Annotated in this window: 23 protein-coding genes; 9 read left to right on the top strand and 14 right to left on the bottom strand. The window is 60.6% G+C overall.

The window, feature by feature from the left end; all coding sequences use genetic code 11:
* Window positions 1-12: 12 nt before the first annotated feature.
* Genes JW929_11900 through JW929_11885 form a run of 4 tightly spaced genes read right to left on the bottom strand, consistent with a single transcriptional unit; the run spans window position 13 to window position 4995 of the window.
* Entirely contained in the window at window positions 13-1359 is a 1347-nt protein-coding gene (locus tag JW929_11900; GenBank protein ID MBN1440103.1) for a hypothetical protein, read from the bottom strand.
* Between the two features lie 17 nt (window positions 1360-1376).
* The gene (locus JW929_11895) at window positions 1377-2429 is read right to left on the bottom strand and encodes an NAD/NADP octopine/nopaline dehydrogenase family protein (GenBank protein ID MBN1440102.1); all 1053 of its coding nucleotides are present in this window, start codon (window positions 2427-2429) and stop codon (window positions 1377-1379) included.
* Window positions 2430-2486: 57 nt separating this feature from the next.
* The gene (locus JW929_11890) at window positions 2487-4136 is read right to left on the bottom strand and encodes a cobalamin-dependent protein (protein MBN1440101.1); all 1650 of its coding nucleotides are present in this window, start codon (window positions 4134-4136) and stop codon (window positions 2487-2489) included.
* A gap of 49 nt (window positions 4137-4185) precedes the next feature.
* Window positions 4186-4995, bottom strand: a complete 810-nt coding sequence (locus tag JW929_11885) for a prepilin peptidase (GenBank protein MBN1440100.1) — start codon at window positions 4993-4995, stop codon at window positions 4186-4188.
* Between the two features lie 75 nt (window positions 4996-5070).
* Here JW929_11885 and JW929_11880 point away from each other — a divergent pair, with 75 nt between their 5' ends.
* Complete coding sequence (locus tag JW929_11880) at window positions 5071-5913, top strand: hypothetical protein (protein MBN1440099.1); 843 nt, start codon at window positions 5071-5073, stop codon at window positions 5911-5913.
* Here JW929_11880 and JW929_11875 read toward each other — a convergent pair.
* Complete coding sequence (locus tag JW929_11875) at window positions 5860-6600, bottom strand: glycerol-3-phosphate acyltransferase (protein MBN1440098.1); 741 nt, start codon at window positions 6598-6600, stop codon at window positions 5860-5862. The two genes, JW929_11880 and JW929_11875, sit on opposite strands and share 54 nt — an antisense overlap.
* A 273-nt stretch (window positions 6601-6873) precedes the next feature.
* Between JW929_11875 and rpsT the strand changes: the two genes are divergently transcribed.
* A complete protein-coding gene (gene rpsT / locus JW929_11870) occupies window positions 6874-7146 on the top strand; it encodes a 30S ribosomal protein S20 (protein MBN1440097.1) in 273 nt (90 codons plus the stop codon).
* Window positions 7147-7239: 93 nt separating this feature from the next.
* Complete coding sequence (gene argS, locus JW929_11865; protein ID MBN1440096.1) at window positions 7240-9051, top strand: arginine--tRNA ligase; 1812 nt, start codon at window positions 7240-7242, stop codon at window positions 9049-9051.
* Window positions 9052-9490: 439 nt separating this feature from the next.
* On the opposite strand, the gene JW929_11860 is transcribed toward argS, so the two are convergent.
* Window positions 9491-10168 (bottom strand): response regulator transcription factor, encoded by a 678-nt coding sequence (locus JW929_11860; GenBank protein MBN1440095.1) that lies wholly within the window; start codon window positions 10166-10168, stop codon window positions 9491-9493.
* Window positions 10169-10269: 101 nt separating this feature from the next.
* On the opposite strand from JW929_11860, the gene JW929_11855 reads away from it, so the two are divergent.
* From JW929_11855 to JW929_11845, 3 genes are all read left to right on the top strand, one after another.
* Complete coding sequence (locus JW929_11855; GenBank protein MBN1440094.1) at window positions 10270-11346, top strand: carbohydrate kinase family protein; 1077 nt, start codon at window positions 10270-10272, stop codon at window positions 11344-11346.
* 161 nt (window positions 11347-11507) lie between these two features.
* Window positions 11508-12011, top strand: coding sequence for an HNH endonuclease (locus JW929_11850; protein MBN1440093.1), 504 nt, complete (start codon window positions 11508-11510; stop codon window positions 12009-12011).
* Window positions 11984-12640, top strand: a complete 657-nt coding sequence (locus JW929_11845) for a hypothetical protein (GenBank protein MBN1440092.1) — start codon at window positions 11984-11986, stop codon at window positions 12638-12640. Before JW929_11850 ends, JW929_11845 begins: the two co-directional genes overlap by 28 nt.
* A 247-nt stretch (window positions 12641-12887) precedes the next feature.
* Here the strand turns inward: JW929_11845 and JW929_11840 are convergent, their stop codons facing one another.
* The 8 genes from JW929_11840 to sufC all read right to left on the bottom strand — a co-directional run bounded on the left by JW929_11840 (window position 12888) and on the right by sufC (window position 22710).
* Window positions 12888-15668, bottom strand: coding sequence for a pyruvate, phosphate dikinase (locus JW929_11840; GenBank protein ID MBN1440091.1), 2781 nt, complete (start codon window positions 15666-15668; stop codon window positions 12888-12890).
* A 377-nt stretch (window positions 15669-16045) separates the two neighbouring features.
* Window positions 16046-16432: an iron-sulfur cluster assembly scaffold protein gene (locus JW929_11835; protein MBN1440090.1), complete on the bottom strand. Its 387-nt coding sequence runs from the start codon at window positions 16430-16432 to the stop codon at window positions 16046-16048.
* A gap of 7 nt (window positions 16433-16439) precedes the next feature.
* The gene (locus tag JW929_11830; GenBank protein MBN1440089.1) at window positions 16440-17657 is read right to left on the bottom strand and encodes a cysteine desulfurase; all 1218 of its coding nucleotides are present in this window, start codon (window positions 17655-17657) and stop codon (window positions 16440-16442) included.
* 82 nt (window positions 17658-17739) lie between these two features.
* Window positions 17740-18636: a PhzF family phenazine biosynthesis protein gene (locus tag JW929_11825; GenBank protein ID MBN1440088.1), complete on the bottom strand. Its 897-nt coding sequence runs from the start codon at window positions 18634-18636 to the stop codon at window positions 17740-17742.
* Between the two features lie 87 nt (window positions 18637-18723).
* Complete coding sequence (locus tag JW929_11820; GenBank protein MBN1440087.1) at window positions 18724-19086, bottom strand: hypothetical protein; 363 nt, start codon at window positions 19084-19086, stop codon at window positions 18724-18726.
* Window positions 19083-20516 (bottom strand): SufD family Fe-S cluster assembly protein, encoded by a 1434-nt coding sequence (locus JW929_11815; protein ID MBN1440086.1) that lies wholly within the window; start codon window positions 20514-20516, stop codon window positions 19083-19085. The genes JW929_11820 and JW929_11815 overlap by 4 nt, the downstream gene beginning before the upstream one ends.
* A 2-nt stretch (window positions 20517-20518) precedes the next feature.
* Entirely contained in the window at window positions 20519-21928 is a 1410-nt protein-coding gene (gene sufB / locus JW929_11810) for a Fe-S cluster assembly protein SufB (GenBank protein MBN1440085.1), read from the bottom strand.
* Between the two features lie 8 nt (window positions 21929-21936).
* Complete coding sequence (gene sufC, locus JW929_11805; GenBank protein MBN1440084.1) at window positions 21937-22710, bottom strand: Fe-S cluster assembly ATPase SufC; 774 nt, start codon at window positions 22708-22710, stop codon at window positions 21937-21939.
* A 77-nt stretch (window positions 22711-22787) separates the two neighbouring features.
* On the opposite strand from sufC, the gene JW929_11800 reads away from it, so the two are divergent.
* From JW929_11800 to JW929_11790, 3 genes are all read left to right on the top strand, one after another.
* A complete protein-coding gene (locus JW929_11800; GenBank protein ID MBN1440083.1) occupies window positions 22788-23477 on the top strand; it encodes an ArsR family transcriptional regulator in 690 nt (229 codons plus the stop codon).
* On the top strand, window positions 23455-23826 hold the full coding sequence (locus tag JW929_11795) for a DUF59 domain-containing protein (GenBank protein ID MBN1440082.1): 372 nt from the start codon (window positions 23455-23457) through the stop codon (window positions 23824-23826). Before JW929_11800 ends, JW929_11795 begins: the two co-directional genes overlap by 23 nt.
* Before the next feature lie 387 nt (window positions 23827-24213).
* Window positions 24214-24675 carry a YbhB/YbcL family Raf kinase inhibitor-like protein gene (locus JW929_11790; GenBank protein MBN1440081.1) on the top strand — a complete coding sequence of 154 codons (462 nt, stop codon included), beginning with the start codon at window positions 24214-24216 and terminating at the stop codon, window positions 24673-24675.
* The last annotated feature ends 4 nt before the right edge of the window (window positions 24676-24679 follow it).

Below are 24679 nucleotides of genomic sequence, written 5' to 3'. Positions count from 1 at the left end.
CCGCTGCGCCTGCTACAAGGCTGTCGGCGCGCCCTTGGTCCTCCCCATCCAGGCCAGGTCTTCCACCGATCCGAAGTTCTCCCGGAACAACCGGTAGTAGAGCAACTCCTCTTTGGTATTCAATTGCCAGCCGTTTGGCAGACGCCGTTCGCGCTTGAAATCCTCCGAGCTCACGTTGTTTTCCGCATAGCGGGCAAGCAAATCCTCCACGCCGGCGCCCTGCCAGAATTTGGCCTTCGGGCGTTGGCGCACCTCGGACGGCAGCAGCTCGCCGACGGCCTCGCGGAGAATCCATTTTTCCACCCCGTTTCGCAGCTTGTATTCCACGGGTATCCTCAGGGCGTATTCCACCACCTCGGGATCCAGAAAACAGACGTGGGGCGTAGTGGCGTGGGCCGAGGCGCAACGGTCCACCCGCTGCAGGGCCGTATTGTGCAGCCTGCCCGTGATGTCGAGCAATTCATCCTTCAATCTGCCGGAATCGATGCTTTTCAGATATTCGTATCCGGCAAACAGCTCATCCCCCCCTTCTCCGGATAGGACCGCCGGAACGAAGTTGGCGGCTTCCTTCGCCACCAAATAATTAAGGACGCTGGACCGCACCAGGAGCGCGTCAAAGGATTCCAAGTGGTAGATGACTTCCGGCAGCGCCGCAATCACATCGGCGGATTTGACGACCACTTCGTGATGATCAGTGCGGAGGAAGGCCGCCGTCCGCCGGGCGAACTCCAGATCCGGCGCGTTTTCCAGCCCGGCGGCGAACGTCGGAAGCCGGTCCACATGGCGGCTTGCCAGCGCGGCCAAGGAGCTGGAATCCAAACCGCCGGAAAGCCACGATCCGATCTTTCCGCCCGCCAGACTTTTTTCCACGGCTTGCTCGAGCCTGCGCCGCAGACCGGCGGCGACGGTCTGCGGCGGATCGTCGATTTCCTTTCCGGGATTCAAGCGGAAAAAGTGGTCGAGGTTTCCTCCGCGTAAGGAACTTCCCGGCGCCAGCTCATGGATCCGGCGCACCTCCGGAAGCAGCCCCTTGACTTCTGAGGCGAAGCAAAGCTCGCCCGCCTCCGTCCATCCGTAATAAAGCGGTGCGACCCCGACGGGATCGCGCGTCAACTCCAGACCGTCGTCGGCGATCCGCGCCCGGGCAAACCTTCCCGGTCCGGATCCGTCCTCGACGAATTCCTGCTGGATGCGGATTTCCCCGGAGGATTCCTGACCGGCGGAAGGAGCCACCCCGATCGTCGCGTGTCCGCTTTCGATGATTCTGCATTGCTTCCCGCCCCGGTGGGCCATTTTCTCCAGCATGCGTTTCACAAGTTCTTTTTTTCCGCCGCGTTCAATTCCGGCGATCGCTGTCATCAAAAACCTTTCCTCTCCTATTCGAGAATTCCTTCTTCGACATAACGGTTCAACTCGCCGACGCTTAAATCCCCGATTCCGAGTTTGTCCACCGTCCTTCCGCGCTTCCAATAATCGGTGCGGTGGATGATGCACGCCAGGCGAACGATGCTGTCCATGCCGCGGACCGAAACCCCGAATCGCCCCCCCAGCGAGGCGATCGGCACGATGCTCATAGGGACGTCCTCAAAGATGTAGCGGTGGTTCAACGTGCTGGGGGCCTTGATGCCGTAGTACCCCACCTGGTTATGGATGGCCTCGTGCAGGTTTTCCCCGGTGGTGTTGTAGGCGAGTTCCAGCCATTCCATGGCGTTGCGGGCGCGGATGCCCAGCGAGGAGGCGACCGTCACCCTTTCCCGATCCAGAACCTCCAAAACCCTCGCCACCGAAGGGGTGACGCCGTCGATGTAGAATTCGTAATCCCCGTGCGTCGCCTCGATCCACCCGGCGTTCAGCAGGGTCAGCGCGGGATGGAAGATCGCCCCCATGTTGTTCAAACCGGTGTGGAGGACGTTGATTCCGTCGATGTACTGCGGATAAAACGGCCGGATCGCCTCCAACACCTGTGCGGTGCGCACGGACGGCAACGCCGCCAGCGGCACGGCCTCTTTGATCCGGAAGATCCTGGCTTGCGCCGGTCCGTCGGATCGGCTGGCGTAGATAAAGGTCTCGGCCTCGGCGATCGTCACCTCGGCCCGGCAGCCCTGGTCGCGCAGCACCTTGGCGAATTCGATCGCCCCGCATGTCCGGCCGGGATGCAGAATGATGATCTGCCCGGATTTCAGATGCGGGGCCATCCCCGCGGCCACGTCGACGTGGGCCGAGGACGGAACGACGACCATAATCACCTGAGCCCCTTTCAGCGCTTCGCCGAAATCCGCGGTGATCCGCGCCAGTTTGGCGAACCCGTGCTGGATTCCTTCCGGCGCTTCCAGTTCAATTCCGCCGCGCTGCTTGAGGACGGAGATGTGGTCCTCGGTCCGGTTGAACAGGGCGACCCGACAGCCCATCAACGAGAGGTGAGCGGCCATGGCCTTCCCGCCGTGTCCGGCTCCGACGACAGCGTAATTCCGCGGTGGGTTTATCGTTCACTCCTTTCGCAACGAAGATAACCGTTTACGCTCGGACAGCGGACGCCCATCCGAATCCACCGCCAAGCACTTGCCCTCCACAATCCGCGTGCGGACGGCGCCTCGCCCGAACGGGTTGTTTTGCAGTTGGGGCGCATCCAAAACACCGGACGTGACCGCCTTCTCCAGAGTGCGGGCGTCCGCCCACGGATCGTCCACGCCCTTTCCCGCCAATCCGCGCACGGCTTCCAGCGTCCCCCGGGTTTCATCGACGAGTTCAGCCTGCCGTTCCCGGACCCGCGGGTCGGCCGTCGAATCGGGTGCCCCGCGCAAGGAGTTTTCGATCGCCCGCCGGGCGATCCGGCTTGCAGCGATCACGTCTTCGGCGGTGGCGGCGTGGTCCGCCTCGCTGTGCCCGACGATGTGGAGGATGTCGGGCGTGAGGTTCATCTGCAGGTAGACGCTGGCGGCCAAGTGTCCGCGCGCGGCCTCCGGATCCAGCGGGTACGACAACAGCCCGGTGCGTGTCTGGCGCCAGATCCGGAAATCGGAACCGGCCAATTCCGCCGTCACTTCCAGCACGGCCAGCATCTTCGCCAGATCCATCGCGTCCGAAAGCCCCGGCGGGCTGTTGAACATCATCTGGGCGATGTAATCCCGCACGCCGAATTGCTTGGCATTATACGCCGCCAGGAAGGCGGAGGCGACGAACACCGCATCCGGCGCGTCGCGCATGCCCCAATGATGGGGTTCGTTCAATTCCACCGGAATTCCGCGCCGTCCGTAGAACGCCATCACTTTCTGATGTTCGGCGATGGATCCGGCAAGGTCCCACGGCCCGCGCCCGTCCATCCGGTTGAACCAGAAGAGCGGGATGGCGCACCACGCGATCCGGATCGTATCGATGTAGACTTCCGCCAGGCGGATGAAATCGTCGGTGCCGGAATAGGTGCGCAGCAGCGGATGGTTGCCGCGCCGCGCGGCCTCATACAGCGCACTGTAGTCCTCGGGGCTTCGAACCGGCACCCCTCCGGCGCCTTTGCGCCTCGGGTCCTGGCGTTCCGGGTGGAAAAAATTCTCCTGCGCGTCCTGGTCTATTCCCAGCGAGATGACGTCCAAAGCTCCGGCTTCGGCAATGTCCCTGATTCCCGCCAGAGTCGCTTCCAGGGAGGGAAGGCCGAAGTGGTGCCGGAGGATCGGATACGGAGTTTTCCACCGGATGCGTTCGACCGCCGTTTGAGGATATGAGAGTTTTCCCGAGGTCCGTTCCGCCCCGCCCCGCAAAAACGTCAGGATTTCATCCGATGATTCTCCGCCGCGGAATACGCGCTCGAAGAAACCCATCTTTTCGGCGCGCTCCGCCACCGGCGGAGTTCCGCCGAATACGAATCGCACGCCTCGTTCGTGCAATTCGGCGGCCGCCTCGGCCATTTGACCCAACAGCCGTTCCCCGGTTTCCGGTGTCAGCCGATAAGAGACTCCGACGAGATCAGCCCGTTCCTCCGCCGCGGCCTCCAGCAGCCGAGCCACCGTGACGGCCGGTCCGAGAAAAACCGTCCGCCAACCAGCCGTTTCCGCCAAGCGGAGAAAATTGGTTACGCCCGCTACGTGTACGCACTCCCCCAAGGCTGCGGCGACGACGGTCTTTTTTTTCGGATTGTTCTCCATGCCGCACTCCGAATTGCGGATCTCCGTTGGCCGGCGTGCACCCTCCCGATTAGAAGCCTCCGCCTAAAGTCTTCGTTCCCTCCAAAAACGGGCCCCCGAAGAAAAAAACAATCAGGCCGGCCAACAGCAGGTACGGGCCGTAGGCCATGGTGGCCGTTTGCAGCGGATTCCGACGGATGAGGGAGGCCGCCAACAATCCCACTCCGGCGATTCCACCCAAAAAGATCGAAAGGAACATTGCGGCCAGAACAGCCGGCCATCCGGTGGCCAAACCCACCAGCGCCGCCAGGATCACATCGCCGAAACCGAGTGGCTCGATCCCCCCGCCCAAGCGGAACAGCCCGGAGAGGATTTTTCCGAAAAGGAACAGCGACAGGAACACGACAAACCCGGCCGCCCCGCCGCCGAGCACGCGCCAGAGGTGTTCGGCGCCCCGGCTCCATCCCGCCAGCACCAGGAACAACGACGCCAAAGCAACCGCCTCCACGGCCACCAGCCGCCGTTCGAAATCGATGACGGCAAAGAGCACAAACGCGAAAAGGATTCCTCCCCCGTTGACCAACCCTTGCAGACCGCCGCCGCCGGTCATCCAGATCGCGGGGAAACCCACCCACAGCACGGCCTCCACCAACAGGTCGCGGAAGGGTCGCGGGGCACCGCATCGCCGGCAGCCTCCGGAATGGAACAAACTTGAAAAAATGGCCGACCAATCCGGGAGCGTGCGCGGCGCATCGCAGTAGCCGCAGCGCGGGACAAACCACGCCCCGAAAGGCAGGGGCTCCTCCCGCATCAGGTTATCTGCCAGGGCGTTCACCGCTATGCCGCACACCAAGCCCATCGCAGCCGCCAGCACGATCATGTCCAGCTCCTGCGTCGGAATGCGGGATCACCGCCGCAAAGGAAATCGCCGGTTTTCCCGTGTTAGAATCCGCGCATGAATCATTATAAATTAAAAATAGACCTCCGGCGTTTGAGCACGATTTCCGCGATCATATTTCTGGTCAACGGCGTTTCGCGCGTCGTGGAAATTCCAAGCCGCGGATTCCGCTTGACCGTTTGGAACATCCAATGGGTGGTGGAGATCAACGGCAATCTTTTATTCATGCTGCTGTTGGCGTTGCTGGTGGTGATCGGCACCGAAACCATCCTGCGCTCCCATCCCTCGCTGGCCCTTCCTCAGGGAGTGCGGGGCCGTCCCTCCACGGCCGTCCATTGGATCCTCCCCGGAATCGCGGCCTTCGGGGGCAGCGCGGCGGTGAACATGTTCCCGCCCGGCCCGCGCTGGTGGCTCGGACTGGTTCTGGTCACCGGCCTGCTTATCGCTTGCATCGCCGGCGAATACCTCACCCTGGAAAAGGAGGGCTTTCGCTACGACCTCGCCTCGGTCGGATTGAACATCCTCGGGTTGACGCTGCTGGCCCTGCTGTTGAACGCGATCCATGCCGGCGCGGCGCGCCTGGCCTTTGCCGTCCCGCTGATTGCGGTTTTTGTGGCCGCCGTCGCCGGACGGCTGGTGGACCTTTTGGAGCCAGAAAACCCCCGCAATAAATTCTTGGCGGCGGGAATCGGCCTGCTGGTCGCCGAATTGGCGCTTCCGCTTTTCTATCTGCCGGTTTCTTCGGTTACCTTCGGCTTGCTCCTGACGCTGGCGGCGCACACTCTGGTGGGCGCGACCCAGATTCGCGCGGGGGATCCGAAAAACCGGTCGGTGATCCTCGAGTATTTATGTATTGATGCGATCGCGCTGCTGGTGTTGGTCCTGTTCCTCGGGCGCTGACGGTTGGTCCGCCGCCGCTTCTCTTCGCTGCTTGCGCCATGCCCGCAAACCCACCACCCGTTCCGTGCCGTGCCAAAGACGTCCGAGGTTGGGGCGAAGGGACAACGCCATGAGGGCCAGGGTGACAACCCCGAATGCCGCGTACCATTTTGACGAGTATCCGAGCGCCGCGCGGACGGCGAAGAGGACGGTCACCGTCAACCCTCCCGCCAAGGTGGCGACGGAGGCATATCCGATGACCATAAAACAGAACAACCCGATCGGCAGGATGAAGTACAAGCTGGGAAACCAGAAGGCCGTGGCGGCACCGAGTGTCGGCGCGCCTCCCGCACCGCCGTGGAAGACGGGGACGGTCCCCAGCCGCGTTTTCTTCCAGTCGATGGAGAACAGCGAATAATTATGCCCGAGAACCGCGGCCAGGCCGACGAGGGCTTCCATCCAAAAAACCCCGGGCATCGCCCAGCGGCAGAGGTGCACGGCAAGAAAGCTTTTAAGAACGTCCAGGACGCCGGTTGCCAACCCGGCCAAGGATCCGCCCGCCCGCATGGCGTTTGTGCCGCCCGTCCGTCCGCTGCCGACCTGCCGAATATCCCGCCCGGTGGTCAGCCGGACAATGAGCATCCCGCTGGGGATGGATCCCAGAATGTAACCCGCCGCCGCCAATCCGAATGCCAGCAGAACGTTCATGATTGAAGTTCTCCCGCTGTAAAGATGTATGAGTAATAACACGCAATCCGGCGCCTCGTTTCCGCAAAGAAGCGTTCCGGGGCCGCCCGAGCGCCGCCGGGGGATGTCGATCCGATAACCAAACGCCGGGAGGTGATAAAGTTTAATCAGGAAGCAAGCCCGTGTCAATTGCACCGTCCGCCGAAAAGAACCGTCCCTCCTCATCCGTCCGAACCTTTACAGCGCGGAAACAGGAAGGGTATAATGGCCTCCATTCGATTCCAGGAGGCCAGGTTGGCAAATTTACATTCCGCCATTAAACGCATCCGAAGCAATGAACGCAAACGGGTGCGGAACAGAATTATTCGAAGCCGCACGCGCTCCGCGGTGGGAACCGCGAAATCCGCCGGGAAGGAATCCAAAGAAGCCGCGATCCGCACCGCGATCCGCGAGTTGGACCGCGCGGCGTCCAAGGGCGTGATCCACAAGAACAACGCCGCCCGCCGAAAGAGCAGATTGCTCCGGGAATTGAACGCCCTTAAACCGCCGGCGAAGAAAAAGGGATAACGCCGAAGCAGACTGACTAAACGGCCCCCTGTTCAGGGGGCTTTTGCGCGTGACGCCCGACTCCGCCGTCCGGCCGGATTCGCATACCTCGCCATGACATTCTATTCCGCAGAGATAAACGCCGTCAGCAGGCAGATCCAGGCCGAATTGGCCCGCCGCGGCGTTCCCCAAACACTCGAAATCGAATGGTCCCCCATCCCGCTTGTCGACCATTGGGGGTTGGGCACCTCCGCCTGCATCAAGGCCGCGGCCTTCCTGGCCCGGACCGGGCGGAACGCCCTGCCCATACCCCAACAAGCCCAGGATTTGGCCGCCCGGATCGCCGCGGAAATCGTTCTGCCGGCGGAGTTTTGCCGCATCGAGGCGGTTCGCGGGTATCTCAACCTGCTCTTCGAGACCAAACCGTACGTCGAAAAGGTGCTGGAAACGGTGCTGTCCTTGGGGGATGACTACGGCCGGGGAAGCCCCAAATCCGAAACGGTTATGGTCGAGCATGCCAATCCCAACACCCACCACTCGTTTCACATCGGACATTTCCGAAACGCCGTCCTGGGCGAATCCCTGGCCCGCCTCACGGAGTTCGCGGGCTATAAGACCATCCGGGCAGGTTATCCCGGCGATATCGGTTTGGGCGTAGTGAAATGCATGTGGGGCTACCGCAAATTCCACATGGGCGAAGAGCCTCCCGGCGCCCTGGAGCGCGGACGGTGGCTGGGACAGATCTACACCGAAGCCAGCACCCTGCTGGAACCGAAACCCGGCGAAACCGATGCGCAAAAAGCGGTGCGCGAGGGGTATGAAACCGAGGTGCGGGATTTGTACCGCCTGTGGGATTCGGGCGACAAGCAAACCCGCGAGCTGTGGGAGCGCACGCGCCGGTGGAGCCTGGACGAATTGGATGCCGTGCTGAAGCAGCTGGATACGCCGATCGACGTCTTCTTTTACGAAAGCCAAGCCGACGAGTTGGGCAAGGCGATCGTCGAAGAGCTGATCGCCCGGGGCATCGCCGAGGACGAACGTCCTACGGGCGGTCCGGTGATCGTTCGCATCGATGAGAAACTCGGTTTAAAAAAGGAAACCTACCGCGTCGCCGTCATCCTCCGCTCGGACGGGACCAGCCTTTACCTTACCAAGGACCTGGCGCTGGCGAAAATCAAGTTCGAACAGTACCGCGTCGACCGTTCGATCTACGTCGTCGACGTCCGCCAAAGCCTGCATTTCCGTCAGGCGTTTAAAATCCTCGAACTGTGGGGGTTCCCCCAAGCCTCGAAATGCCACCATCTGGCATACGAGATCGTCACTTTGCCGGAGGGCACGATGTCGTCCCGCAAGGGAAACATCGTGTATTACCTCGACGTCGCCGAGGAAGCGCGTCGGCGGGTGCGGGAGATCATCGCCGAGAAGAATCCCGAGTTGACAGGCCAGGCGCGCGAAGAAACGGCCTGGCAGGTGGGTCTCGGAGCGATGAAGTACGCCATGCTCTCGGTGGACAACACCAAACAAATCGTCTTTTCCTGGGATTCCGTGCTGAGTTTCGACGGACAGGCGGCGCCCTACATCCAATACGCGCACGTTCGCGCCACGAGCATTCTCGAGAAGGCGGGAGACCCGCCGCAGCCCTCCCGCCCCGCGTATGATTTGCATCCGGCGGAAGTCACTTTGGTCGATTGGATTTCCCGGTTCGGGGAGGAAGTCGAACGGGCGGCGGAGGAATACAAGCCGCTGTACATGGCCAACTATGCGTATGCCCTGGCCAAAGCCTTCAGCGAGTTTTACCGCGAATGCCCGGTGACGCAGGCCGAACCCGGGATTCGCAGAATCCGGTTGGCCATAGTGGCCGCCGCGCGGCAGACTCTGGCCAACAGCCTGAGGCTGTTGGGGATCCGGTCCCCGCAGACAATGTAGCACCGACCCAGATACCGGGTTGCCATGCGCTTTATCCGGATGAACCCCCGGTCAAAACCGCCCGGCCGCGCAATTTGTCTCGCCGTACTCGGTCCAGACGCTTCGGGACGGGGTTGGCCGTCGTTCCCGGATTTTCATCGTGACCGGCTCCCCAGACCCCTAAAAACGGCAAAAAAGAATTAAACACTGCAAAACGCCGTTTCTCACCGCAAAGACGCGAAGAACGCCAAGTATTTCCCAACAATTCTTTGCGGACTTGGCGTCGCTGTGGTTGGTCTTTATGTTATTGCAGAGGAGTCAGCATTCGAAACCAATAATCTGCAGAAACGGGCCGGTGGTTTTTTACCTTGAAACACTCCTCACGAGCGATGCGAGGGACAGTTGCGGGAATATGGGATGAGGGGGAAATGATAGAAGGTTTCCCAGCCGTTCAGACAATTCACTTTTTCGTCGTTTCAGGTATATCCAGCCGATACCCCTGACCGCGCACAGTTTTTAAGTATCTTGGCGAGGAAGGATCCGGTTCGAGGATCTGCCGCAGCCAAGAGATATGCACGTCCAGCGTGCGGGTGTCCCCCGTGTAGTCCGTATCCCACACGGTCTTGATCAGGAATTTCCGGGTCAACAGAGTCCCGGGATGGCGGAGAAAAACTTCCAGCAGTTGGGCCTCCTTGGGAGTGACCTGATCCTCCCTGCCGCCGCAGGAGATCTTCCGCTGTTTGGTATTGATCCGGATGGGCCCGGCCTGGATCGAGCTTTCTTCGTCGCTGGGCAGTTGGCGCTGAACGGCATTCAACAATTTTCGCGGGGTGAACGGCGGCACCAACACCGCCTGGGCGCCGATTTCCTCCGGATTGGAGAGAATGGCGCGCGTGATCAGGACAATCGGGCAATCCTCGACCTCCTTGCGCAGATGCCGGCAAAGCCGGATCCCGGAGGTCCTGAGGGAAATGGCATCCAGAACGATAACGTCGGGTTTCGCCGCGCGCACCCGGTCCGCCGCTTTTCGCGGCGAGTTCTCCACGAACAAGGCGAATCCCCGTTTCAGCAACGCCGAACTGTGCGAAGGGACGGTTGTGCGGTCGGATTCGATCAAAAGAACCTTGGCGGGCGTCATAGGTTTATGGTATATCTTGCCGGAGTGAAACGAACTTGCCGTTTGTCGTTCGCGTGTCGGAGAAAACGAAAACCCGGGTTCATTATATCTCCGATGGGGAGATGGGCGCAAGCAGCGGAACGGCGCCGGCGGCTTCCGCATCGGATCGCCGTACGGCCGCGGCCATGACTTCCGATATTCCATCCTTCCTCTTCGCCGGTCCGGTCCGCAGGGAGTTTTTTCTCACGTGGAACGGGAAGGCGCATTCACGTTTGCTTGGCGGTCCGGCGCTGTATGCCGCCGCCGGAGCCAAGCCTTGGACCGCGGAACGGGTCGGGATCGTTTCCCGCGTCGGCCCGGACCTCGGCGGTGAAGCCGCGGAGGAGGTCTCCCGGGCCGGGTTGAACGGCTCCGGCATCCGCGTGCTCCCCGAGTGCGCCTCCGACAACGCCTTTCATTATTTTGAGACGCCGGAAAAGCGGATCGATTGGGATCCGGCGAAGTTTTATGCCAAGCATAACCTTGCATGCCCGCGGGAATTGCTGCACTACTCGCCAGTTTCCCTGCCGGAACACAACCCGCAGGCGTTTCCGGAAAACGCGCTTCGCCGCGACGATATCCCTCCGTCGTATCGTTCGGCCCGTGCGGCCTGCATCATCTCCTGTCATTATCAAAGCCTGATTACCCTTTCCGTTGCGCTTAGGCAAAGCGGGGTCGGAACGATCCTGCTTGCGCCTCCGGACGGGTTGCTGCTTCCCTCCTATCGCAGGCAGGTGCGGGAAATCCTGCACGGTACGGATATTTTCTTCTCCCGCGAGGAACCGATCCGGGCTTTCACCGGCGATCCTCCTCCGGGCGAGAATGAAATCTCCGAAATCCTTTCGGATTGGGGTCCGAAAATCATCCTCCTGCAAAGGGGAAACCAGGGAATCCGTGTTTTCGATGCGGAAGCCCGCAAGGGCCGTTTTGTGCCGTTCTATCCCGCGGAGATCGTCAATCCGCTTGCGATCGGAGCCGCGTTCTGCGGCGGCTTTCTGGCGGAATGGTGCAAATCCTATGACGTTTTGGAATCCACCCTGACTGGATGCATCTCCGCCTCGCTGGCCGCGGAAGGCTACGGCGCCCTGTATGCTTTGCGGAGAAATCCGCAATTGGCGGCGGCGCGTTTGATTTCGCTGCGCAGCTCCCTGCCCAAGTAAACCCTGCGCAACGGTTCGTCGGAGACCGCGCGGCCTTCGCGCCGGACCCGCCGGGAAACTTGCGTGCCAGGTGGATGGTGCTATACTCCCGCCCAAATCATCGCCGTTCGATTGGGAGAATTACATACTCCGCTTCGACGGAAAAAACGCAGGTACGACCGATGAAGAAGCCGGTTCTGGTATTGAATGCCAATTATGAACCGATCCACGTGTGCGACACGCGGAGGGCCCTGCATTTAATCATCGGCGGAAAAGCCCGGCTGGTGGCGAACGGGCGCGGCTGCATCCGCACCGTACGGCTTTCCTATCCCAGCCCTTCGATCATCCAACTGCAAAAGATGATCCATCCTCCCCGCCCGTTTCCGCACCTGTCCAAGCGCGAGGTTTTCCGTCGGGACGGATACACCTGTCAATACTGCGGACGCCAAACCCCGCACCTGACGGTGGACCATGTCATTCCCCGCTACCGGGGCGGCACGCATGCCTGGAACAACCTCGTCGCAGCCTGCCCGGCATGCAACCGCAGGAAGGGCGGCCGACTGCTGTCGGAGGCCCACATGAGCCTGCGGCGGATCCCGAAAGAACCGCCCTGCACGGCGCTGTACCTGTTCGAGCACTATCTGACGGATTATGAGGAATGGCGGACGTATCTGGAAGGTTGGTAAATCCAGCCGCGTACTTCCTCAGCAAAGGTAGCGGTGCAACAATGAATGTCCAGTTCGGCGGTTCCGCCTCTTCCCTCCTCTTTTGGTTTGGTTTTTTCCTTCTGCTGATCCTTCCCCTTCTACGCTCCATCGTCCGCCGGCTTTTCCCCGAAGCCGCGCCTTCCCGGTTTTGGTTGTTCTCCGCGATCTCCGCGTGGTGGTCGGGGCTTAACTTTGCGGTCCGGAATATCCTTGAATGGTTCGCCGTTTGCGTCGGCCTTCTGTGGATGATCGCTGCAACCTGCGCACTCGTTGCGTTGGAAATCCTTCTCTATTGGAATCCTGAAATGGCCACCGGCCCAGTGTTTCCTCCGGGGAATCTTCTTCTTTTTTACGCCTGGATTTCCGTCGGCCTTTTTGCAGCGGGTGTTTTCTCCCTCGGAAAAACCGAATTTGACGAAGGCGCCACAAGGAAAATTCTCGGTATCTTAAAAACTGCCGCCTTGGGAGCATGTCTGTTCCTGTCCGTCTTGGGCGTGATTTTCCTCATTATCGCCGCAATCTCCGGACCAAGTTCGCTCTTTTTCCCGTATGTCGTCCTTGTATTACTCTGCCTCGGATTGGCGGGATATTCAGCAATGAACAGGTAAATCGACCCAGGGATGGGTGACTGGCGGGTTTCCCTGCGTCACCAGCCCGAACCACGAACCGCCGCGCGGTGTCCGGATCCCGCCCCAGCCTCGCACAAGGAAGCGTTGAATCGCAACGCCAAAGGATAATTTTCCCCCCCCGGAAAAGCGATCCACGAGGACTATCTGGCAAGCTGCGGGATATGGAGATCCTGCCACTGCAAAAAAAAAAGCTGCAGCCAAGGCTGCAGCTTTTTTTCGGTGGTGTTTATTTTTCCTTCTCGCCCATTTTCTTTTCCACCGCGGCGTGTGCAGCCGCCAGCCGGGCGATCGGCACCCGGAAGGGCGAACAGGACACGTAATCCAACCCCACGGTGTGGCAGAAGTGGATCGATTTCGGGTCACCCCCGTGCTCGCCGCAGATGCCTACCTCGAGGGTTTTGCGCGTGGCGCGGCCGGCCTTCACGGCCATGTCCATCAACTTTCCCACTCCGTCTTCGTCGATCGAGGCAAAGGGATTTTCCGGCAGGATCTTCTTTTCGATGTATTCGATCAGGAAGCCCTTTTCGGCGTCGTCGCGGGAGATGCCGAAGGTCATCTGAGTCAGGTCGTTGGTGCCGAAGGAGAAGAACTGCGCCATCTCTGCGATCTGTCCGGCGGTGATTGCGGCGCGCGGGATCTCGATCATCGTCCCGAACTGGTAGTCGATCTTGATGCCCTGCTCCTCCATGACGATCCGGCCTTCTTCTTCCAGGGCCGTCTGCTGGATCTTCAATTCATTGATGTGCGAAGTCAACGGGATCATGATCTTGGGATGGACGTCGATGCCCTGTTTGGCGCATTGGCAGGCGGCCTCGAAGATGGCGCGCACCTGCATGCGGGTCAGTTCGGGGATGTGGATGCCCAGGCGCACGCCGCGCAGGCCGAGCATCGGGTTCGTCTCGTGCATGGCTTCCACGGCGGAAAGCAGGTTCTCCTTCTCCTGCAGTTGGCCGGTCTCGTTCCCCTTCAGCCGCAATTCGATCACTTCCTGCAGGAGGGCCGTCTGCGAGGGCAGGAATTCGTGCATCGGCGGATCGATTAGCCGGATGGTCACCGGCAGGCCGTCCATCGCGCGGAACAAACCGTCGAAATCGCCGCGCTGGAAGGGAAGGAGTTTCTCGAGTTCCGCCTTCCTCGCTTCGGGCGTCTTGGCCAGAATCATCTTCTGCACGATGGGCAGGCGCTCGGTTTCGAAGAACATATGCTCGGTGCGGCAAAGCCCGATGCCTTCGGCGCCGAAGTTGCGGGCGCGGCGGGCGTCCCGCGGATAATCCGCGTTGGCCCAAATCCCCAGCTTGCGCACGTCATCGGACCAGGACAGCAGTTTCAGCAGGTACGGATCGTCGAACGACGGATCGGCGGTCTTGATTTTTCCGGAGAAAATTTCTCCGGTGGTTCCGTCAAGCGAGATCCAATCCCCTTCGTGGTAGACCTTTCCGGCCACGGTGAATTGGCGCCGTTCGACGTCGACGTCCATCGCCGCCACGCCCACCACCGCCGGGATTCCGAATTGCCGTGCGACCAAGGCCGCGTGCGAGGTGCGGCCGCCGCGGCTGGTGAGGATCCCTTTGGCCGCCAGCATGCCGTGTACGTCGTTGGGGGTCGTCTCGGGACGGACCATGATCACGGCCCGCTTCTCCTCCTTGGCCCACTTTTCGGCGGTGTCGGCGTCGAAGGTGATCTGGCCAACGGCCGCGCCGGGGGAAACGTTTAATCCCTTGGCGATCTGGTCCCCGCGCGAGGAGGCGTATTTCTTCTCTGCGGCGTCAAACTGGGGATGCAGGTAGAAATCGACGTGCTCGGGCTGAACCCGCCAGACCGCCTCTTCCTTGGAGATCAGCTTTTCCTCGGCCATGTCGACGGCGATCCGGATCGCCGCCTGGGCGGTCCGTTTGGCGTTGCGGGTTTGCAGCATCCACAGCTTGCCGCGCTCGACGGTGAACTCGATGTCCTGCGTCTCGCGGTAGTATTTCTCGAGCCGTTTGCAGTATTTTTCGAGCTCGGCGTACATCTTGGGCATGATGGTCTTCATTTCGGCGATTTCCATCGTCTGCCGGGTGCCGGAGACGACGTCCTCGCCCTGGGCGTTGAGCAGAAAATCGCCCTCGATCGCCTGCGAGCCGTCGGACACGTTGCGGGTGGTCAGCACGCCGGTGCCGCTGCCCTCGCCCATGTTGCCGAACACCATGGTGACGATGTTGACCGCCGTTCCAAGATCGTGGGCGATCTTGGCCGCGTTGCGGTAGTCCACGGCGCGCTTCCCGTTCCAGGATTTGAACACCGCTTCGGTGGCGAGTTTCAACTGTTCCATGGGATCGTCCGGAAACGCGCGGCCCGTCTTTTGAGACACGATCCGCTTGAACTCGGCGGTGATACTTTTGAGGTCCTCCACCGGAAGTTCGGCGTCGTTGGTCACATTGCGCTGATGACGGTGGGATTCGAGGACTTTTTCAAAATCGTCCTTGGAAACGCCCATCACCACCGAGGAGAACATCTGCACCAACCGACGGTAGGCGTCGTACACGAAGCGCTCGTTCTTCGTGAGTTCGATCATCCCCTGTGCGGTTTCGTCGTTCAGGCCGATGTTGAGCACGGTGTCCATCATCCCGGGCATGGAGAATTTCGCGCCGGAGCGGCAGGAAACCAGGAGCGGATTTTTCGGGTCGCCGAATTTCTTCCCGGTTTGCTTTTCCACCTGGCGCATCGCGGCCGCTTCCTGATCCCACAACCCGGCGGGAAATTTCTCGCCGGCGGCCAGATAGGCGTTGCAGGCTTCGGTAGTGACGGTGAATCCGGGCGGAACCGGCAGGCCGCCGCGGCTCATATCCGCCAGGCCGGCGCCCTTGCCCCCCAGCAAGGCACGAACGCCCTCCCAGGTTTTTGCGTATTTTTCAGCCTGGGCGACCTCGGTGAAAAGATATACCCATTTTTTCGACTTTCCGGCGGCCGAAGCCTTTTTCTTCGTTCGCTTGACGGTCGCGGATTTTTTCTTTTTCGTTGCGGTCATTCTGATTGGCTCCTTTCGGGAGATTAAAATTATGGGGTGGAAACAGCGCCGAATTTTACCATGCCTGGCTGAAATAACCCCATGGAAAAAAACTCGGCGCGCGGGCCGAACCGCCCCCCATCCAGACCAGCATGGATTTGGCCATCCCGGGTAGACCCCCACCCCTCGGCCTTAGATTACCTTGCGTTTATAGCCCGGACCTCAAAACAGGTTTCTGTCCTCCGTAAGGCTCAGAGCAGGCTGCAGCCAATCACAGCTTAGAAGCGCCGCGATCAATGGAGCAACGCCCGTCTTTTCCCACAACCATCCCGTTTGTTCCGTTTTTTCGGAGATTGGTCTATGCGATCGTCAGCAGCCGGAAACAGCAGTACCGACAGTTAAGTTCCCTTATCTTCTTCTAAACCGTATGCTCCGGCTTTGAGCACCTTCAGCGACAACAACGCGCATTTCAGCCTGATCGGGCTGAGTTCGATCCCCAGCATCCCGAGGATATCCTCTTTGGTTAAGACGCGCACCTGTTCGAGCGTTTTTCCCTCGATATGCTCCATCAACAGGTCCGCCGAGGCCTGTGAAATGGCGCATCCATCCCCGGAGAAGGCCGCCTGTGTAATCCGGCCTTGCGCGTCGACGCGCAGGTCAATCCGCAGTCTGTCCCCGCACAGGGGATTTTCGTCCTCGTAGGAGATGTCGTGCGGATCCAGCACGCCGCGTTTCAGCGGATGCTTGTAGCGGTCGATGATCTGCTGCCGGTACAAGTCGTCCATGGCGGCCTCAAGCGAAAAGGGCGCGGGCTTTGCGCAGACCGGAAAGGAGCGCATCCACTTCCGCAAAGGTCGTATACAGGTAAAACGACGCCCGCGTGGTTGCGGAGAGTCCGAGCTTGGTATGAAGCGGCATGGCGCAATGATGTCCGGCGCGGACCGCCACCCCGTACGAATCCAGGATCTGGGCGATGTCGTGCGGGTGAATCCCCGCGAGGGTGAACGAAATCACTCCGCCCCGCTTCCGCGCCTCCGGACCCAGGAGGGTCAACCCGGGGATCTCCCGCAAGCGCTCCATGGCGTACGCCGCCAAGGCCTGCTCGTGGCGATGAATGGCCGGCAACCCGATTCCGTTCAGGTAATCAACCGCCGCACCCCACCCCACGGCCTCGGCGATGGCCGGCGTGCCGGCTTCAAAAATATGCGGCAGTTCGTTCGGCTCGAACGTTAACCAATCCACCTTGCGGATCATCTCGCCGCCGCCCAGGAAGGGAGGCATGGCGCGGAGGATTTCCCGTTTGCCGAACAGCGCGCCGATTCCGGTCGGACCGCACATTTTGTGCGCCGAGAAAGCCAGGAAATCCGCGTCCAGGGTCCGAACGTCCACCGGAATGTGCGGAACCGATTGGGCCGCGTCGACCAGCACCCTGGCTCCCTCGCGGTGCGCCAAGCGGATGACATCCGCGACGGGGACGATCGTCCCCAACACGTTCGACATCTGCGTCAGCGCGACCAGCTTCGGCCCGTGCTTCAGCAGCGTTTCCAACTCGTCCAGGTCCAATTCTCCATCGCCGGTCAGCGGCGCGAATTCCAGTTTGAGGCCCCGTTCCGCGGCCAGGATCTGCCACGGCACGTGGTTGCTGTGGTGCTCCATTTCCGTCAGCAGGACCGTGTCGCCCGGATGGAGATTCGCCCTGCCCCAGGATTGCGCCGCCAGGTTGATCGCCTCGGTTGCGTTGCGGGTGAAGACGACCTCCTCCGGCTGGGCGGAGATGAAGCCCGCCACTTTTCGGCGCGCTTCCTCGTACAGGCCGGTGGCTTCTTCGGCCAGGGTGTGCACCGCCCGGTGGATGTTGGCGTGATGTCTGCGGTAGTACTCCCCCATGGAGGCGATCACCGCCTCCGGTTTCTGAGAAGAGGCCGCGGAATCCAAATACACCAGCGGAATTCCGGGGCGGATATGGCGCTGAAGGATCGGAAAATCCGACCGAATCCGATCGATGTCCAGCGCTTCACCAGGTCCGTTTTGCTTTTTTGACAGGGTGTCCACATCTACCTTCCGCAACTATGGGCCGCCTGCGGCTCTCTTTTTACGCCAGGCAATATTCGCCCTGGATCCGCAGCACGGCGTTTCCGCCAAAGGCGGATTGCCGCGCTCCATCCGCCGCGTTTCTCGCCGCGATTTTCACGATGTTCGGTCTTTCGCGGCTGCCGTTTTGCTCCAAGGAAATTCCGGCTCCGTCCCAAAGTCCTTGCTGCAAGAGGTAGCACCCGAGCGCCGCGCTTCCGGATCCGGTGGCCGGGTCTTCCAAATATCCGTAGGTTGAGGCGAAGACGCGCGTCCGGAACCGGTTCGCCGGATCCGACACTTCCCCCGAAAACACGGTGATGATGTCGATCCCGTTCTCACGGCAGAAGGATTTCGATTTTTCCAGCGAAGGGTTCATGGCAAGCACCGCTTCCAGGGAGGCCATCGGGAGGATTAAGGTTTCCAGTCCGGCATTGACGACGGCGATCGGCCGCCTGGCGTGGATGTCTGCCTCAGCGAGATCCAATGCCTCCGCCACGGCGGTCAGGGCGATCCGATCCTGCGAATAAACTGGCGTCGGAGCCGCAATAAAAACCGCGTCTTCCTCTTCGATCCTGTTTTCCACCTGCAGGGCGCCTTTGGGCGTCACAATCGTCGCGGTCGTTCCGCCGCTGGACCCGGAACCGTTTTTTAGCAGATCATACACAATGGCGATCGTGGCGTGTCCGCAGAATTCCACTTCCCTTTCCGCCGAATAATATCGGATGGCATACTCTCCGCCGGCCTGTATCCGGACGAAGCCCACCTCGCTTACAAAACCTTTCAATTCCTGTGCGATCCGCAGAATTTCCCGGTCTGAAACTCCCTGATGCGGCCCGAGGTAGATTACCCCCGCCGGATTTCCCGATGACGCTCCCTTCGCAAAGGCGTCGATTTTCTTAAGCGGGAAGCGCTTCATGAAGTCCTTGCTCCGTTGCTTTTTCCGATCCGACACCTTCAGGCGGTGGCGGTGCCGCGGCGTTGGACCATGAATGGGCGGGCCGGATCATCCCCTGCGCCTTATTTTTGAAGGCTTGGATTTTCGCAAGACGGCCGGCGGCTTCCGTGCTTTCGAGGGCGTCTGCTTTTTCCGCGGAGGGGATGCCTTCTTCGAAATGCCGGAGGTTGCGGCGGATTTGCCCTTCTTGGCCAGCCGGATTTTGGCCGTCCCCTTGTTAAACCAAAGGATCCGGTCGGGAACCATCCAACCGTCGGTCAGATACACGTCGGTTCTGAACTGGATCGCCGTCATTCGGTCGTCGGCGTGCACGACCACCCCTTCCACCCAGTCGCGGATCCGCCGGCCGCCCCGCTTGTGATCACATAACACCTCCACGATGTCCCCAATCGCAACCGCTATTGGCGTCATGACAGCGCTCCCCGAGGTTCCGGCTCCGGATCCTTCCGGGCGGCTTTCCCCACCACGGCGGCCGTTCCCTCCTCCATTGTCTTCATTTTTGCGTCCACGGCAAGATGCACCCTCTGCCGGACCGCCTCCTCCGGAATCCGCGCCAACGCGTCTTCCAGAAATCCGCCGACCAGGAGTCTGCTCGCCTCCGTCTCCGCAATCCCCCGCGAGCGCAGGTAGAACAGCTCCTCCGGATCTAACTCTCCGATCGTGACGCCGTGCGTACAGCGCACGTCGTCGGAGAGGATTTCCAACCCCGGAACGGCTTCCGCCTTCGCTTTTGCGGAACATAGCAGATACCGGCTGCTCTGATATCCGTCCGATCCCGCGGCTTCCGGCGCCACCCGCACCATACCTTGCCAGTGGGACCGCGCCTCGCCCGCCAGCACGCTTTTGCAGAGAAAATCGGATCCCGTATCCGGCATGGCGTGGTTTTGGATAGTCTTGGCGACCGACGACTGTTTCCCGTTGAGGAATTGAATCCCCGACCACCGGACGGAGGCGCCTTTGTCCGCCAGGTCCACCCCGGCAGACGTCACCGCACGGCGGGCTCCAATGTGCGCAAAGCCCCAGGTCAGCGTCCCGCCCCGATCGACAACCGCCCGCTCGTGCCCGATTCGGAAGATGTTGCCGCCCCACGCCTGATTCAGAAAGAACCGCAGGGCAGCTCCGCGACCGACGATCAATTCGACGATATCCAGCCGGACCGCGTCCGGATTCCTTTCCGGGGATGCGCACTCGTGGATCAGGCTGGCTTCCGCTCCCTCGTCAAGATGGATCAACAGCCGCCAGGCGCGCAAGCCCTCGCCCGACGACCACAGCAGGGTGTGCAGGGGCTGTGCGATCCGCACTCCCTTCGGCACATGCAGAAAAAAACCGACGTCGAACACCACCGAAGCCAGCGCCGCGAAGACGTCCGTCTCCGCCGGAACGATGCTGCCCAAGACCCCGCGCACCAGTTCCGGGCGCTCTTTGGCCGCCTGGAAGAGCGGCAAAAAGACAACTCCGGCGCGGGCGAGGGTTTCGTCGAGGATCAGAGTGTGGGTGGTCCGGTCCTCCAGCAACAACTGACCGCCGGTGTCCGCGCCGGCGGCCGGTTTCAACCACCCAGCCGGCGCGCGCTTCCCTTTTCCGGAAACTGCCAGCGCCTCCAGGTTCAATTCCGAAAACGGAAACTCCCTCGCTCCGCCTTCCCGCCAAGCCGGTTCGTCCGCGGCCGGCGGGGGCATCCGCCGGTAGCGTTGCCAGGCGGCGCGCCGATCATCCACCATCCAGCCCGGCTCCCCCGTTTCCCGGCCGAGGGCTTCGACTTGGATGTCCGACAACGGCGGAAGCCGGATTCCCCCGGCGCCAGTTTGGAGTTTGTTCGAGGCGTTCCTGCGCGCGCCCATGCTTATCCGACCGATCCGGACATCTGCAATTGCACCAATCGGTTCATTTCGATCGCATATTCCATCGGAAGTTCCTTGACCAGCGGCTCGATGAATCCCGATACCACCATGGTGACGGCTTCCTCTTCCGACAGTCCCCGGCTGCGGAGATAGAAAAGCTGTTCCTGGCCGATCTTGCTGACCGTCGCTTCGTGCCCCAGTGCGACCCTTTGTTCGTCCGATCGGATAGTCGGATACGTATCGGTCCGGGCGTCCGAATCAAGCAGCAGCGCGTCGCAGACGACCTTGGACCGAGCCCGCTCCGCGCCTTCGGCGACCCTCACCAGACCCCGGTACGAAGATCGGCCTCCGGACCGGCTAATCGATTTGGAGGTGATCTTGCTCGTCGTCTCCGGCGCTAGGTGGATCATTTTTCCCCCGGCGTCCTGGTGCTGGCCTTTGCCGGCGAACGCCATGGAAAGGATCTCGCCGTGGGCGCCCCTGCCTTTCAGGATGCAGGCCGGATATTTCATCGTCAACCGGCTGCCGAGGTTGGAATCCACCCATTCCATCACCGCGCCCTCCTCGACCAAAGCGCGCTGGGTGACCAGGTTGTACACGTTGGTCGACCAGTTTTGAATGGTCGTGTAACGCATCCGCGCGCCGCGGCGGACGATGATCTCGATCACGCCGCTGTGCAGGGAATCCTTCGACCAGATCGGGGCCGTGCAGCCCTCGACGTAGTGCACCGACGCGCCTTCGTCGACGATGATCAGGGTCCGCTCAAACTGGCCGACTCCCTGGGCATTCAGCCGGAAATAGGCCTGCAAGGGCAGATCCACATGCACCCCCGGGGGAACGTAGACAAAGGACCCGCCGGACCAGAAGGCGGTGTTGAGCGCCGCAAATTTATTGTCGGTGTGCGGGACGACGGTTCCGAAAAACTCGCGGTAGACCTCGGGATGCCGCTTCAATCCGTCGTCACTGCTGAGGAAAACAACCCCTTGACGCTCCAGCGCCTGCTGGATGTTGTGGTAGACCATCTCGGATTCGTATTGCGCGCCGACGCCCGCCAGCAGTTTGCGTTCGGCCTCCGGGATACCGAGCCGCTCGAACGTGCGCTTGATGTTCTCCGGGACTTCGTCCCACACCGCTCGGGAACGTTCGCTCGGCCGGATGTAGTAGGTGATCTCGTCAAGATTCAAACCAGAAAGGTCGCCGCCCCATCCGGGCATCCGGCGCCCGAGAAAATGATCGAACGCCTCCAGACGGGCTGCGTGCATCCACTCCGGCTCGCCCTTTTGGGAGGAAATTTCATCCACCACGTCCCGATGCAGGCCCGGCCGGGCCCGAAACGGATATTCCTCCGGATCGTGGAAGCCGTAAAGGTATTCCCCGGGACCTTCCCAACGCGCTTTTCCGTTTGCGGGCATGGTTGTTCCTATGCCGCCTCCGCGTGTTTCTCACGCACCCAATCGTATCCCTGCTCCTCCAACCGCACGGCGAGATCCCCGTCTCCGGATTCGACGATCCGCCCGTTGTACATCACGTGCACGAATTGCGGTTTGATGTAGTTCAGGATCCTTTGGTAATGGGTGATCACCAGGATTCCGAGTTCGGGGCCGGAGATGGCTTCCACGCCCCCGGCCACGATCCGCAAGGCGTCGATATCCAGTCCGGAATCCGTCTCGTCCAAAACGGCGATCCTGGGCATCAACACGGCCAGCTGCAACACCTCTACGCGTTTCTTTTCCCCGCCGGAGAACCCCTCGTTGAGGTAGCGGCCGGCGAATTCCACCGGGATCTTCAGCATTTCCAATTTCGATTTCAGCATTTTGCGGAACTCCGGCACCGGGATCCCCTTATCCTGCGGGTCCACCGCCCGGCGCCGGGAATTGATCGCTGTCCGCAGGAAATTGGCGACCGACACGCCCGGAATTGCCACCGGATATTGAAACGCCAGGAACAAACCCCGCCGTGCCCGCTCCTCCGGCGGCAGGGCGAGCAGGTCCTCCCCGTCGAGAAGGATTTTGCCCTGTGTGACGTCATATACGGGATGCCCCATTAGCGCATATGCCAGAGTGGACTTGCCCGTACCATTCGGCCCCATCAGGGCATGGATTTCCCCCTGCCGGACGGTCAGGTCAACTCCGTTAAGAAGCATTTTTTCCCCGACCTTTACATGAAGACCTTGTATTTCAAGAACGGATGGCATATGGGCCTCTTTAAATTCGACTGAGTATAGCATCTTTCTGCATTATTCGTCAATATTTATAAATTTTATATTATTTATTGACTAAATTAATTAAAACCAATAAAATAGGGCAAAATATGAAAATATCATCTACTGAACCGACAAAAGAAAAAATCATCCTCGAACTGCGCAATCGCGGGCAATTAACTGTTTCTGAGATTTCAGATGCAGTTCGAATCACCCCGATTGCCGTCCGCCACCACCTGTCCTCGCTTCAAGCGGAAGGCATGATCGAGGTCAGGGAGGAGCGCCACGGCGTCGGACGTCCGCGCCAGATCTATAAACTGACCCCGCAGGCTCTCGATCGCAACCCTGCGCGGCTTGTGCTCTTTGCCAACCTGCTGTTGGACCAATTGAAGGAACATCTGCCCGCGGAAACGGTGAAAACACTGTTGATGGATGTCGCTTTTTGCATGGCCGCCGAATGGAAAGAGGAGTTGGTCCCCCTCCCGCTCCCGCAAAAGCTTAACCGCCTGGCCGAATTGCTTACCCAAGAGGGATTCGTGGCGCGCGTCGAGCAAGCCGGCCCCGGCCGCTATTGCCTGACGGAACTCGCCTGCCCCTACTCCCGGATCAGCCTCTCCCATCCGGATATTTGCGCGGTTGACGAGGCAATGATCTCGCGCGCGCTGGGAATGCCCGTCGAGCGGACCTCATGCATCCGGTCCGGTTCGGAGGTTTGCTCATTTTTGATCGGAGTCGATGATGAAGAAGCCGGGGATGGATGATCCTGCGGCGGACGCTTCTCCAAAAACGGTCTGGCAGGCGGATCGGTCCCACCCGGAGAGAGCGGCATCGCTCAGGAAAGCTTTGGGGGAAGTGATGGATCCGGAGTTGGGATTAAGCATCATTCAATTGGGGATGATCCGCGACGTCCAACTGAAGGAAAACGGGGTGTTCCTCCGGATGATCTTGACCACCCCGTTCTGCCCGTATGGGCCGGCGCTGATGGAGCATGCCCGCCAAAAAGCCGAAAAGGCGGTCGCCCTGCCGGCAACGATCGAAATGGGCGACGAAGCCTGGAAGCCGTCGATGATGGAAGACGATGCGGGCGGGGATTGGGGATTGTTGTATTGACGGCGGAGAAAAAACCTACATCCCAAGGGCGCGAAGCGCGCCAAGATAGATTTGTGCGGCGAAACCTTTTCGCTCACCGCGTCTTTGAAGGTTTCCGGGATTGATCATAACTTTTTTTTCTTCCCCGAGCCTGTCTTGACCCCCCTTCCGCCTTCGCAATGGAGAAACATCAAGACCACGGCAGCGCCTCCTCCCCTTTCCCGACTCTCCCGTGGGACAGACAATAGGGGCTACTCGTCCCGGCCGGGGGACAGTCTGCCATATCTCATTGAAACGAAAAAAAACAAGCAATTTTTCAGAAGTGCCCAAACATCCGCTTCGCTCAAGATGACGCCCTTTTTTAAAGGTTTCCTCATATAATATCCATACCAACCAAAGGAGGCTGCGATGGCTATTTCCCTTTCCTCCCCGGCCTTCTCCGAAGGGGCCATGATTCCCAAGCGCCACGCCTGCGACGGCAACAACCTCTCTCCCGAACTCGCCTGGTCGAAATCCGGCTTGCCGGTGAAAAGTTACGCGGTCGTCGCCGAAGATCCTGACGCGCCGTCCAGGACATTCATCCACTGGGTGATTTTCAACATCCCTCCGGAAGCCCGCGGCCTTCCCGCAGGCGTGGCGGTGAGGAAGGAGATTCCCGGAATCGGCCGCCAGGGCGTGAACGACGCGAAGACCAACGGGTATTTTGGCCCCTGTCCCCCGCCCGGCAAACCGCACCGCTACTTTTTCCGGATTTTCGCCTTGGATGAGATGTTGGATCTTCCATCCGGATGCACCGCGGCCGAACTGCAGCGGGAGATGCAAAGCCACCTGCTGGATTCGGGCTCGCTGATGGGAACGTATCATCGGTGATACG

Source organism: Anaerolineales bacterium, from assembly GCA_016928575.1.
Taxonomy (GTDB): domain Bacteria; phylum Chloroflexota; class Anaerolineae; order Anaerolineales; family RBG-16-64-43; genus JAFGKK01.
The sequence above is the reverse complement of the archived record's forward strand: the minus strand, read 5'-3'. Positions and strand labels throughout refer to the sequence as shown.